This is a genomic window from Streptomyces sp. MB09-02B (assembly GCF_033794485.1).
GTDB lineage: Bacteria > Actinomycetota > Actinomycetes > Streptomycetales > Streptomycetaceae > Streptomyces.
In genome coordinates this window covers 14339-27509 of record NZ_JARGEE010000001.1, presented here as the reverse complement: position 1 = coordinate 27509, position 13171 = coordinate 14339, and the positions used below count along the sequence as shown (strand labels likewise).

At 72.1% G+C, this 13171-nt stretch carries 7 protein-coding genes; 1 reads left to right on the top strand and 6 read right to left on the bottom strand.

Going from position 1 to position 13171, the window contains the following annotated elements; genetic code table 11:
* Positions 1-20: 20 nt before the first annotated feature.
* The gene (locus tag P1P70_RS00090; RefSeq protein WP_319233447.1) at positions 21-3230 is read right to left on the bottom strand and encodes a family 78 glycoside hydrolase catalytic domain; all 3210 of its coding nucleotides are present in this window, start codon (positions 3228-3230) and stop codon (positions 21-23) included.
* A 451-nt stretch (positions 3231-3681) separates the two neighbouring features.
* Between P1P70_RS00090 and P1P70_RS00085 the strand changes: the two genes are divergently transcribed.
* Positions 3682-7056 carry a pyruvate carboxylase gene (locus P1P70_RS00085; RefSeq protein WP_319233445.1) on the top strand — a complete coding sequence of 1125 codons (3375 nt, stop codon included), beginning with the start codon at positions 3682-3684 and terminating at the stop codon, positions 7054-7056.
* Between the two features lie 24 nt (positions 7057-7080).
* Here the strand turns inward: P1P70_RS00085 and P1P70_RS00080 are convergent, their stop codons facing one another.
* The 5 genes from P1P70_RS00080 to P1P70_RS00060 all read right to left on the bottom strand — a co-directional run bounded on the left by P1P70_RS00080 (position 7081) and on the right by P1P70_RS00060 (position 13156).
* Positions 7081-7623 (bottom strand): hypothetical protein, encoded by a 543-nt coding sequence (locus P1P70_RS00080; protein WP_319233443.1) that lies wholly within the window; start codon positions 7621-7623, stop codon positions 7081-7083.
* A gap of 307 nt (positions 7624-7930) precedes the next feature.
* Positions 7931-9673 (bottom strand): ABC transporter ATP-binding protein, encoded by a 1743-nt coding sequence (locus P1P70_RS00075; RefSeq protein ID WP_319233441.1) that lies wholly within the window; start codon positions 9671-9673, stop codon positions 7931-7933.
* A complete protein-coding gene (locus P1P70_RS00070; protein WP_413471396.1) occupies positions 9670-10545 on the bottom strand; it encodes an ABC transporter permease in 876 nt (291 codons plus the stop codon). The genes P1P70_RS00075 and P1P70_RS00070 overlap by 4 nt, the downstream gene beginning before the upstream one ends.
* Positions 10542-11534 carry an ABC transporter permease gene (locus P1P70_RS00065; RefSeq protein WP_319233562.1) on the bottom strand — a complete coding sequence of 331 codons (993 nt, stop codon included), beginning with the start codon at positions 11532-11534 and terminating at the stop codon, positions 10542-10544. The genes P1P70_RS00070 and P1P70_RS00065 overlap by 4 nt, the downstream gene beginning before the upstream one ends.
* 29 nt (positions 11535-11563) lie before the next feature.
* Positions 11564-13156: an ABC transporter substrate-binding protein gene (locus tag P1P70_RS00060; RefSeq protein ID WP_319233439.1), complete on the bottom strand. Its 1593-nt coding sequence runs from the start codon at positions 13154-13156 to the stop codon at positions 11564-11566.
* Between the last annotated feature and the right edge of the window lie 15 nt (positions 13157-13171).

The window sequence follows — 13171 nt, the reverse complement described above, 5'->3', positions numbered from 1 at the left end:
ACTTCCGGCCCCTCGGCACCTCAGGAGACCGTGCGTCGCACCTCCGTCGTGCCCGAGCCGACCGGACCGATCCGCAGCACCGTGCCCGTGAGATCGGTGAAGGACTCGACCCGCACACGGCCCTCCCCGCCCGGCGTGGTGCCCTTCACCCGGTACGCCGCCGGGTCGGCGTCCCCGATCTCGACCTCCACCACGGCACGGGCGTTCGGCGGCACGGTCACCCGGGTGGTGTGGGCGTCCCCGGAGCGGCGCACCAGGACCGACACCGGCCCGCGCACGGAGGGCACCGTCCCCTCGACCTCCGTCAACGACCCGGTCCTGGGCCGGATCCGGAAGGCGGCCGCGCCGGGCTCGCTGACCTGGACGCCGAGGACGTGCCGGGCCACCGCGTTGGCGGGAGCGGACGCCCAGGCGTGCGAGAGCGTCATGTTGGACTTCAGCGCCGGGTCCCAGGCCTCCGTGACGATCGTCGCCCTGAGCGCGTCCAACATGTGCAGCCACGAGTTGGTCGCCGTGGAGGTGAGCAGGGCGAGCGCGGCGTCGGAGCGGCCCAGCCGGAACAGCGCGTCGAGCAGGAACTGAGACCCGTACACGCTCACCTTCATGCCACCGGCCGCCAGGGTGTCGCCCAGCCTGGCCAGCACCTCCTCTTGCAGCGGGTCCGCCACACCCAGCGCCACCGGGAAGGCGGTCGCGTGCTGGGCGCTGTGCGTGGTGCCGACACCGTCGAGGAACCGCCCGCCCGCGCTGTCCAGCAGGGTGGCGCGCATGGCCGTGGCGAGGGTGTCTGCCCGGCCGCGCAGGGCGCTCGCGTCGGCGTCCTTGCCGAGGGCCGCCGCACACTCGGCGAGCGCCTCGAACGCCGCGAACTGGAACGCGTTGACGACCGTGTTGACCTGGGTGAACACATAGCCGTCCCGGCTGGCGGCGGGCCAGTCGACCAGATCGCCGAGGTCCTGGCTGGTGTTGCCTGGGGCCTTGCGGACCAGCCCGGCGGAGTCCAGGTACGAGGTGAGGTTCTTCGCGGTCAACAGGTCGTAGTCCTTGGCGAGTTGCCGGTCGTCGCCGGTGGCGAGGTAGTCCTCCCAGGCGGAGATCGCGCACATCAGCCGGTACTCGGTGGGCCAGGTGCCCTTGCGGACCAGATAGTCGTTCGACCAGCGGGCGAGGGCGTAGGAGCGCTGGACGCCGTACTCCGAGAGCTGGTTGATCAGCGCGTCACCCTCGTACGGGCCCCGCTCGCGGGTGGGGGTGTCCGTGTAGAGGTCGCCCCGGGTCGCCTCGATGGAGTACCGGCACAGCTCCCAGACCCGGTCCAGGTCGGCGTCGGAGCTGCGGAACGAGGCGTGCGAGTCGTCCCAGTCGGCCTTCCAGGCGCGGCCGGTGACGACCGCTTCCGACAGGTCGAGCGTGGTGCGCAGTTCGGCCCAGCGGAAGCCCCGGTAGCCCCAGTGCTCGAAGCGCTGCTCGCCGTCGCGCAACGTCCACACCTCGCGGTAGGTGTTGGTGGCGCGCAGCTGGTACCTGACCGTGCCGTCCGCGTTCAGCTCCTCGCCGAGCCGCACCTCGATCGTGTCGCCCGCGTCGCCGGTGACCTCCAGGGCCAGTCCGCCGACGATCTCGCGGCCGAGGTCGACCAGCCAGCGCCCCTCGGCGACCCGGGTGACGGAGGCCGGGGTGACGTCGTGCGGCCGCACCGCCTCGATCAGGGCGGGCACCAGACCGTCGATCGCCGTACGGACCGCCGGCTTCAGCCAGTCGCCGTCGTCGAAGCCGGGCTTCGTCCAGCCCACCGGCTCGCGGCGCAGGTCCCAGTACTCCTGCGGGACGGTGAAGTAGCTGCTGCCGGCGCTGCCCTTGGAGGGGAGAAGCCCGGCCTGGCGGCGGGCCTTCCAGTGGTCCCCGGAGACGACGGTGGACCGGCTGCCGTCGGTGTACGTGATCTCCAGCTGGGCCAGGAACTTCTGCTGCGAGGTGGTCCAGCACAGTGCGGCCAGCGCGTTGGCCTTCCCGTCCGCCCGCAGCGTGGAGGTCACGTCGAAGGCCTGGTAGGCGGTGCCGGTGCCGGAGCGGACGGAGGCGTAGCCGACGGTCGTGCCGTTGCTCCACACCTTCGCGACGTACTGCCGGGCCGGGTCGGGGGAGGTGGCCGCGACGTAGAGAATCGCGGCGGCTATCTCCTTGCCGGCCTTCGTGTCGTACTCGTGGCGCAGCAGCGCCCAGGTGTCGTCGGCCCCGTAGGAGGACAGCGAGGACGCGCCGGTGGGGAAGGTGAGGACGCCGCCGGAGACCGTGCCGGTGGCGAAGGTGCCCTTGTCGGAGGCGAAGTCGTCGTCGAGGAGGACCGTGCCGTCGGCGGCCGTGAAGGTGACCCTGTCGTAGGTCTGGGACTCAGTGCTGCCGTTGCGCAGTCCGATGTTGCCGGAGGCGTAGCGGGTGTCGGTGGTGGTGTCGACGACCGTGCCGTTCACGGTGGTGGTGAAGGTCGAGCCGGTCATGGTGACGCTCAGGTCGACCCATTCCCCGGCGGTGACCGCGAACGGCAGCCGCACCTCGGCGAGCACGGTGTACGTACCGTTCACACAGACGTGCTTGCGCAGCACGCCGGTGGCACCCGCGCGCAGCTGCCACATGTAGTTGTTGGCGGTGTTCGTGGCCCGGAACCACAGCCCGGCGGCCACGGCGGTGATCTTCACGCGGACGGTGAGGGTGCCGTCGGTCATCACCGGCCCGGCCGGCGCCCAGATCGGCTTCGCCTCCCACTCGTCCTCGACCGAGGTGGCCAGCAGGGTCGGCTCCGACCAGGCCGACCGCTTCTCGCCCCAGCTGCTGACCCGCCACCAGTAGGCCGTGCGGGGCTTCAGCGCCGGTCCCCCGTAGGGGACGGCCGTGGAGTCGGCGGACTTCCGCCTGCCGGAGTCCCACACCAGGTCGTCGTCCTCGAAACCGCCGGGGGTGGCCGCCACCTGCAACTGGTAGGCCCGCTGCACGGTGCCGGCGCAGAAGTCGGGCACCTGCCAGCTGAAGCGGGGGCCCTGCCCGGCACTCGTGCCGAGGGCCCGCGGCAGCAGGTCGGTGAGCGTTCCGGTGGGCGCGGGCGGCTTCCCGGCGGCCGTGGCCACGGCTCCCGTGCCGGGGGCCGCGAAGGCCCGGGGCCCGGACAGAACGACGGAGGCGGTCACGGTGCCGCCGAGCTGGAGAAGTCTTCGCCGTGAGAAGTCCCGTGCCATGTGCACCTTCGGTTTTCGCTGGGGCCGGTGGGATGAATGGTTTCAACGCGATTGCCCGGAGGTTATGGTTCCACGTCGAATCCGGTCAATGGTTCGGAACCGATCGCGCTCACTAGAATGAAACGATTTAACAGGGCCCCGGATCTGGCGGCACGGACCGGCGAGGGCGAGGAGGTGGGCGGCCGCTTCGACGGCCGGTTCGCGGTGGGGAGTTGACGGGTGAGCCGGGTGCGCAGCGGCGGCCCGCGTGGCACTGAGGGTCATGGTGGCCAGGAGGTCGTGGGGGCGCGGCTGTTCACGGGCGCGCCGACCGGGCGGAATGTCCGACTGGCGTACAGTCTGGGCCGGGAAGTGACTGGGCTCACATGGCACTGAGTGACACGATTCCTGTGGTGCGACTGCATCATTGCCGGAACCATGGTGTCCCCATGGCAGCTCGAAGGGATCAGGGATGCTCCGCAAGGTACTGGTCGCCAACCGTGGCGAGATCGCCATCCGCGCGTTCCGCGCCGGGTACGAAGTGGGCGCGCGGACGGTCGCCGTCTTCCCCCACGAGGACCGCAACTCGCTGCACCGGCTCAAGGCCGACGAGGCCTACGAGATCGGCGAACCCGGGCATCCCGTGCGCGCCTACCTCTCCGTCGAGGAGATCATGCGCGCCGCCCGGCTGGCGGGCGCCGACGCCGTCTACCCGGGCTACGGGTTCCTGTCCGAGAACCCCGAGCTGGCCCGCGCGTGCGAGGAGGCCGGCATCACCTTCGTCGGCCCCAGCGCCCACATCCTGGAGCTGACCGGCAACAAGGCCCGCGCCGTCGCCGCCGCCCGCGCCGCCGGCGTACCGGTTCTCGGCTCCTCCGAGCCCTCCACCGACGTCGACGAACTGGTCCGCGCCGCCGACGAGATCGGCTTCCCCGTCTTCGTCAAGGCCGTCGCGGGCGGCGGCGGTCGCGGTATGCGCCGCGTCGAGGACCCGGCGGCGCTGCGCGAGTCCATCGAGGCGGCGTCCCGCGAGGCGGCCTCCGCATTCGGCGACCCGACCGTCTTCCTGGAGAAGGCCGTCGTCGAGCCCCGCCACATCGAGGTGCAGATCCTCGCCGACGGCCGCGGCAACGTCATCCACCTCTTCGAACGCGACTGTTCGGTGCAGCGCCGCCACCAGAAGGTCATCGAGCTGGCTCCGGCCCCGAACCTCGACCCGGCCCTGCGCGACCGTATCTGCGCCGACGCCGTCCGCTTCGCCCGCGAGATCGGCTACCGCAACGCGGGCACCGTCGAGTTCCTTCTCGACCGCGACGGCAACCACGTCTTCATCGAGATGAACCCCCGCATCCAGGTCGAGCACACGGTCACCGAGGAGGTCACCGACGTCGACCTCGTGCAGTCCCAGTTGCGGATCGCCGCCGGGGCCTCCCTCGCCGACCTCGGGCTCTCCCAGGAGACCGTCACCCTGCGCGGCGCGGCCCTCCAGTGCCGTATCACCACGGAGGACCCCGCCAACGGCTTCCGCCCGGACACCGGCCGCATCAGTGCCTACCGTTCGCCCGGCGGCTCCGGCATCCGCCTCGACGGCGGCACCACCCACGCCGGTACGGAGATCAGCGCCCACTTCGACTCCATGCTGGTCAAGCTGACCTGCCGGGGCCGGGACTTCACCACCGCCGTCAACCGGGCCCGCCGCGCGGTCGCCGAGTTCCGCATCCGGGGCGTCGCCACCAACATCCCGTTCCTCCAGGCCGTCCTCGACGACCCGGACTTCCAGGCGGGCCAGGTCACCACGTCGTTCATCGAGCAGCGCCCGCACCTGCTCACCTCCCGGCACTCCGCCGACCGGGGCACCAAGCTGCTCACCTATCTGGCCGACGTGACGGTCAACAAGCCGAACGGCCCGCGCCCCGACCTGATCGACCCCTCCACCAAGCTCCCGAGGCCCACCGACGCCGAACCCCCGGCCGGCTCCAAGCAGAAGCTCGTCGAACTCGGCCCCGAGGGCTTCGCCCGCTGGCTGCGCGAGTCACCGACCATCGGCGTCACCGACACCACCTTCCGTGACGCCCACCAGTCGCTGCTCGCCACCCGGGTCCGCACCAAGGACATGCTCGCCGTCGCCCCCGTGGTCGCCCGGACCCTGCCGCAGCTGCTGTCCCTGGAGTGCTGGGGCGGCGCCACCTACGACGTAGCCCTCCGCTTCCTCGCCGAGGACCCCTGGGAGCGCCTGGCCGCCTTCCGGGCCGCCGCCCCCAACATCTGCCTCCAGATGCTGCTGCGCGGCCGCAACACCGTCGGCTACACGCCCTACCCGACCGAGGTGACCGACGCCTTCGTCCAGGAGGCCACCGAGACCGGCATCGACATCTTCCGGATCTTCGACGCGCTCAACGACGTGGGCCAGATGCGGCCCGCCATCGACGCCGTACGCGCCACCGGCACGGCCGTCGCCGAGGTCGCCCTCTGCTACACCTCCGACCTGTCGAACCCCGCCGAGCAGCTCTACACCCTCGACTACTACCTGCGGCTGGCCGAGCAGATCGTCGAGGCGGGCGCCCACGTCCTGGCCGTCAAGGACATGGCAGGCCTGCTGCGCGCCCCCGCCGCCACCAAGCTCGTCACCGCGCTGCGCCGCGAGTTCGACCTGCCGGTGCACATCCACACCCACGACACGGCCGGCGGCCAGCTCGCCACCTACCTCGCCGCGATCCAGGCCGGCGCCGACGCCGTCGACGGGGCCGTGGCCTCCATGGCGGGCACCACCTCACAACCGTCTCTGTCCGCGATCGTCGCCGCGACGGACTACTCCGACCGGCCCACGGGACTGGATCTGCGGGCCGTGGGCGACCTGGAGCCGTACTGGGAGAGCGTCCGCCGTATCTACGCCCCCTTCGAGGCGGGCCTCGCCTCCCCGACCGGCCGCGTCTACGACCACGAGATCCCCGGCGGCCAGCTCTCCAACCTGCGCACCCAGGCCGTCGCGCTCGGCCTAGGCGACCGCTTCGAGGACATCGAGGCGATGTACACCGCCGCCGATCGCATCCTCGGCCACCTGGTGAAGGTCACCCCCTCCTCCAAGGTGGTCGGCGACCTCGCGCTGCACCTCGTCGGCGCCGGAGTGACCCCCGCCGACTTCGAGGCCACGCCCGACCGGTTCGACATCCCCGACTCCGTCATCGGCTTCCTGCGCGGCGAACTGGGCACCCCGCCCGGTGGCTGGCCCGAGCCGTTCCGCAGCAAGGCCCTCCAGGGCCGCGCCGACGCCAAGCCCGTCCAGGATCTCGGCACCGAGGACCGTGCCGGGCTGGAGAAGGACCGCCGCGCCACCCTCAACCGGCTCCTCTTCCCCGGCCCGACGCGCGAGTTCGAGACCCACCGCCAGACCTACGGCGACACCAGCGTCCTCGACAGCAAGGACTTCTTCTACGGTCTCGGCCCCGGCAGGGAGTACGCCGTCGACCTGGAGCCCGGTGTGCGGCTGCTCATCGGTCTGGAGGCCGTCGGCGAGGCGGACGAACGCGGGATGCGCACGGTGATGTCGACCCTGAACGGCCAACTGCGGCCGATCCAGATCCGCGACAAGGCCGCCTCCACCGACATCCCCGTCACCGAGAAGGCCGACCGCTCCAACCCGGGCCACGTCGCCGCCCCGTTCGCCGGGGTGGTCACCCTCGCGGTCGCCGAGGGGGACGAGGTCGCTGCCGGTGCCACGGTCGCCACCATCGAGGCCATGAAGATGGAGGCCACCATCACCGTCCCGAAGGCCGGCCGGGTCTCACGCCTCGCTATCAACAAGATCCAGCAGGTGGAGGGCGGCGACCTGCTCGTCGAGATCGTCTAACGGCTGACGGCATATGAGGCCGGCTCAGGCGCGGGGGAAGAACTGCAGCACCGCCGTGCCGCCTTCGAGGGACTTCACCCGGAAGCCGAGGCCGTTGAGGCCGCCGGTGCCGCCCTCGCCGATCGAGGAGCTGAGATGCGTACCGGCTCCCGAGGACCGGAGTACGACGGCGTCGTCGGTGATCTTCGTGACGCGGAGATCACCGACGCCGAAACGGCTGTCGACCTCGATGGACAGCGGCTCGGACACGGTGAGTTCGCACCGGCCGTCGAAGCAGGGTCCGGTGCCGGTGCCGGTGCCTGTGGCGGGGCCTGCGGCCGTGCCTCGACGACCGTTGTCGTCGCTCTTGTCGGCGGCCTCGGGTTCGGCCTCGGGTTCGGCCTCGGCCTCGGCGGTCGTGGTGGACGTCGGGGGCGTCGTCGGCCGCTGCCGCGTCTCTGCCGGCGGCCTGTCCCCGCCGCCGGAGCCGTCGTGCCGAACGCCGTCGCCGTCGCCGCCGCAGCCGGTGAGCGCCCATGCCAGGGCCGCCGCCGCCAAGACGCCGAACCGGCCCCTGCCCGTGCCCATACGCCCACCTTTCAACTCGTACGCCCCTACACCCTGTTGACGCCTCGTTACGGGACGCGTCCCTTTATACGCGGTCCGTGGCGACGAGCGAAGCCGTGAAGGGGTGGTAACTGCTCGCCGGGGAGTCCGTACGAGGTCGAGTTGGCTCGATCGTGTGATGGTCAGTTCGCTGGCTTGCGGTGTCCTGGGCTGATCGGGTTGACGTGCTCGGGCGATCTGGGACGCCGGGAACGGAGCCAGCGTGCGGAGCCCCCTCTCCTCCGGAGAGAAGGTTTGGGGTCTCTCCGTCGCCCTTTGTCCGTACCCACTAGGCCAGGTCGTGAGGGAACTGGCCTCCCTGGCTCGGACCACGCACGCGATGCGTGTCGCTGCCCAGGGGTCGAGTACGCCGGGGACCAGTGCGCTCAAGACCGTTCGGGGCGTGCGGCTGGACATGTGCACTCATGCTCAGTCCAAAGGAACGGTGCTGTGGTGTGGTGAGGAGTTGACGGGCGGGGCCCTGCTCGACGATCTCCCCCGCGTCCATGACGGCGATGCGATCGGCGACGGAGGCGGTGTCCAGGTCGTGGGTGATCAGGACCAGCGCCGGTGCGGCGGGAGCCGTTCCGGTGTCCGGGCCGGTGTCGAGCAGGCCCGTGAGGACGTCGAGGATGCCGCGTCGGCTGACCGTGTCCAGGCCCGAGGTGATCTCGTCGCAGATCAGGACGCGGGGGTGGGCGAGCAGCGCGCGGGCCAGGGCGGCTCGCTGGAGTTCGCCACCCGACAGCTGGGTGGGGAGGCGCTGGGCCAGTTCCGGGAGGAGGCCCAGGCGGGTCAGGATCGCCAGCGCCTCGGTCTCAGCGGTTCGCGTGTCCACTCCGCGCAGCCGGACCGCCGTGCGGGCGACCTGCCGCAGGACCGGGCGGTGTTCGTCGAACGTGGCGCGGGCGTCCTGGAAGACGTACTGCACGGACGCCAACTGGCCCCGGGTGCGGTCGCGAAGGCTGCGGGGCAGCGGGGTGCCGTCGAGGAGGACTTCGCCGTCGTGGTCGCGGTGGAGTCCGGCGAGGCAGCGGGCCAGCGTGGTCTTGCCGCTGCCCGAACGGCCGACGACGGCCAGCAACTGTCCCGCGTGGAAGTCGAGTTCGGGCGCCCGCACGGTCACCGAAGCACCCCGTGAGCCGTCGCGGTGGCGGGCGACGAGGCTTCGTACGCGCAGCACCGGTCGGTCGCCGCCCGTGGCCGCTGTTCCGTCCGGCTCGTCCGTGGTGCCCCGGTGGGTGAACGACGCCTGGGCATCCAGGAGTTGGCGCGTCCATTCATGCCGGGGCGCGGACCACACCTGCTGTGTGGGTCCGGATTCCACGACACGTCCCGCTCGCATGACATGGACCTCGTCGGCGAGCGAGCGGACGACGTCGAGGTCGTGGCTGAGCAGGACGACCGCGATGCCGCGCGCGGCGACCGTCGCCAGCTGTTCGACGACAAGGCTCTTGGTCAGCGCGTCCTGGCCGGTGGTGGGCTCGTCGGCGACGACGACCTCGGCGCCGAGCAGGAGGGCCTGGGCGAGGACCACACGTTGCTGCTGACCGCCGGAGAGCTGGTGCGGGTGGCGGCGCAACAGCGTCTCGCCGTCCGGGAGTCGGGCGTCGGCGAGAGCGCGGAGCACCTGTGCCCGCGCGGCCGCCCGGCGCCGGCCGCGCGGGAGATGACGTACGCGTGGGCGGGCGATGTCGGTCAGGAGGGCGCCGATCCGGCGGGCGGGGTTGAGGACGGAGGCCGGATGCTGGGGGACGTAGCCGACGAGGCCCTCGGCCCCGCCGGATCCTCCTGCGGCCGACCGGACCTCACCGGTGACGCGCGCGCCCGCCGGGAACTCGCCGAGCAGCGCCAGCCCGGTGGTGGTCTTCCCGCTGCCCGAGGCGCCCACCAGCGCGGTGACCCTGCCGGGAAGCACCCGCAGACTCACCCCGTCCACGATCGCCCGTCCGCCCACCTCGACCCGGAGGTCCGTGAGCTCGGCCAGGGGGGCCGGGGCGGTCGTGCCGCTCCCGTCGTCGTACCGCGTCACGAACGTCGTTCCTTCCGTGCCTGTCGACCACCGGGTTTCTCCAGCGCCGCGTCGAAGAGGAGGTTCGTGCCCGTGGTGAGGGCGACAATCAGCAGGGCGGGGACGACCACCGCCCACGGCTGCACGAACAGGCCCGTGCGGTTGCGGTCGACCATCACCGCCCAGTCGGCGGCGTCCGGAGTCACCCCGACGCCGAGGAAGGCGGCCGTGGCGACCAGGTACAGCACCCCGGTCAGCCGGGTGCCGGCGTCGGCGCCGAGGGTGCGCAGGATCGTCCGGCCGACGTAGCCGACAGCCGTGCGCCACCAGCTCTCGCCCTGCAGACGCAGCGCCTCGACGACCGGCCGGGCGGCGGCCTCCGTGGCGGCGGCGCGCACGAGGCGGGCCGCGTCGGGCACGTTGACCAGCGCGACGAGCAGGGCGAGGCCCACGGCTCCGGGGGTGAGGACCGACGCGACCAGCAGGATCAGCAGCAGCGACGGGACGGCGATCAGGACGTCCAGCGGGCGCATCAGCAGTTCCTCCAGCCAGCGCCGCTGCGTCAGCGCGGCGACGAGACCGATCGGCAGGGCGACGAGATAGGCCAGCGCTCCGGCGCCGAGCGCCGTGAGCACGACCGGCCGGCCGCCGTGGAGCACCTGCTGCCAGACGTCCCGGCCCACGAAGTCCGTGCCGAGCCAGTGCCCGTCGCCCAGCGTGAAGGACGCGGCCCGTGCGGTCGGCTCCCCCGCGAACACCGGTCCCAGCAGGGCGAGGACGAGGGGGACGGCGATGACCGTGACGCCGAGTGCGAAACGTGCCGTGGGCCGCCCGCGCCCGGTGCGTGGGACGGCAACCGTGCCGGGCGTGCGGAGGTCCGTGCCCGTCGTCACGCCGCCACCCCCGCCCGGGGTGCCAGCCGGCGGGCGACCACGTCCGCGCCCAGGTTGAGCACGACGGTCAGGACACCGAAGACCACGGCGAGGCCCTGGACGACGGGGACGTCGCGTTCGGCGACGGCGTTGAGGAGGACGGTGCCGAGTCCGGGGATCACGTAGAGGGCCTCCACGACGATGACGCCGCACAGCAACCAGTCGATGGTGCGGGCGAGTTGCTGGGCGGCCGGGGCGAGGGCGTTCGGGAGGGCGTGGGTGTAGAGGACGCGGGTGCCCGACACGCCGTACCGTCGGGCGTGGGCGACGTACGGGGAGGCGAGGGTGTCGATCATGCCGGCCCGGACCAGCCGGACGAGGGAGCAGACCGGCCGGGACAGCAGGACGAGCACGGGCAGGACGAGGGCGGCCGGGTGGGCGAGGAGATCGGTGCCGTAGCCGACGGCGGTCGGCGGCAGCCAGCCCAGTCGCAGCGCGAACACCGTCACCAGCAGCACCCCGAGCGCGAACTCGGGGACCGCGTACACGGCGAGCGTCAGGGAGCTGACCAGCCGGTCGACCGGGCCGCCCTCGTGGCGGGCGGCCAGCACGCCGAGTCCGAAGCCGACCGGGACGAGCAGCGCCACGGTGAGCGAGGCGAGCAGCAGCGTCGGCCCGAAACCGTCGGCGATGTACTGGGCGACCGGGCGGCCGGAGGTCAGCGAGGTGCCGAAGTCGCCGTGCAGCAGACCTGTCGCCCATTCGGCCAGCCGTTCGTGCACCGGCCGGTCGAGGTGCATCGCCTCGCGGATGGCGGCGATGCGCGCCGGGTCGGGCTGGTCGCCGGCCAGCGCGACCGCGGCGTCGCCCGGCAGCGCCTCGGTGAGCGCGAAGACCAGCAGCACGACGGCGGCGGTCTGCGCGACACCGAGGAACAGCCGCCGGACGACGAACGACGTGCCGCGATCCGTCGTCCGGCGGCCGGGGCGCCGTCGTGGCTGGTCGCGCAGCTCCCCGCGCCCCTTCGGGGCGCTCGTCGTCACGCCAGCCACACCTTGTCGAAGCGGGCCCAGTCGAGCGTGTTGGCGGGGGCCTTGGTCTCCACTCCCTTCACCGTCCTGGCCGTGCCGAGGATCCAGTCGGCGAACCCCCAGATCAGGAAGCCGCCCTCGGTGTACAGCCGACGCTGCATCCGCTCGTATACGGCAGCCCGCTGAGTCTTGTCCCGTGTCGACTGGGCCTGCTGGTAGAGGGCGTCGAAGTCCTTGTGGTGCCACTTGGTGGCGTTGGTGGTGGAGTCGGTGAGCAGCCGCTGCGAGATGTGGGCCTCGATGGGCATGGCGCCGGACCGGTAGCAGGAGAGGGTGCCGGAGTCGAGGATGTCGCTCCAGTACGAGTCCTTGCTGCCCATCCGCACGTCGATCGTGACGCCCGCCTTCGCGGCCTGGTCCTTGAAGATGCTGGCGGCCTCGGTGAACCCGGCGGCCACGGCCGAGGTGTCCAGGGTGACCTTCAGCTTCTCCGCGCCGGCCTGCTTCAGCAGGGCCCGGGCCCGGTCGAGGTCCTGCTCGCGCTGCGGGAGGTCGGCGGCGTAGTACTCGTAGCCCTTGCCGAACAGGTCGTTGCCGACGACGCCCGCGCCGGACAGGGCGCCGTCGACGAGTTCCTGCCGGTCGGCGATCAGGAAGAAGGCCTCCCGGACCCGCTTGTCGTCGAAGGGCGGCCGGTCGGTCTTCATGCAGAACGCCTGCATGGCGCTGCCCCGCAGTCGGACGATCTCGATCTGTCCCTTGCCCTCATGGGCGCGGGCGGTGGTGGGGTTGAGCTCGTGGGCGTACTCGACCTGGCCGCCGAGGAGGGCGTTGACCCGGGCCGACTCCTCGTTGGCGACGACGAACTCGAGCTCGTCGAGGTGCGGGGCGCCCTCCCAGTAGGCGTCGAAGCGGCGGAAGACGGCCGAGCGGCCGGGGGAGAAGGAGACGAAGCGGAAGGGGCCGGAGCCGATCGGCTTCTTGTCGAAGTCGCCGGCGTTCTTCCCGGCGTTCTCCGGCACGATGTACGCCCCGAACGCGGCCAGCACGTTGGGGAACTCGGCGGTCGGGCGCTTCAGCACGAACTCGATGGACCGCTCACCGGTGGCCCGGCTCGCGTCGAGGTCGATGGGCTCCAGGGACGCCTTCGCGCGGAACGCCTTCTCGGGGTCGGCGATCCGGCGGTAGCTGTAGAGGACGTCCTTCGCGGTGACCGGCCTGCCGTCGTGGAAGGTGGCCTCGCGCAGGGTGACCTGCCAGCGGTCCAAGGTCTTGTTCGGCTGCCACTCGGTGGCCAGGCGCGGCCGCGCCGACAGGTCGGCCCCGTAGTCGGCGAGCTTGTCGTAGAGGGCCTTGGCACGGGCGACGTCGGCGAACAGGTTGGCCAGGTGCGGGTCGAGGGTCTCGCTGGCACCGCCGCCCGCGAACGCGGCCCGCAGCCGTCCGCCCCGCTTGGGGGTGCCGCCGTCGCCGCCGGCCTCGGAGTCGGTGTCGGTGCCGCCCGCGCCGCACGCGGTCAGGGCGAGAGCGCCGAGTGTGGCGGCGCCCGTGGCGGCGAGGAAGCCGCGTCGGCGCAGACCGGGGAAACGTTCGTCGTGCATGAGGGTTCCTTGGAT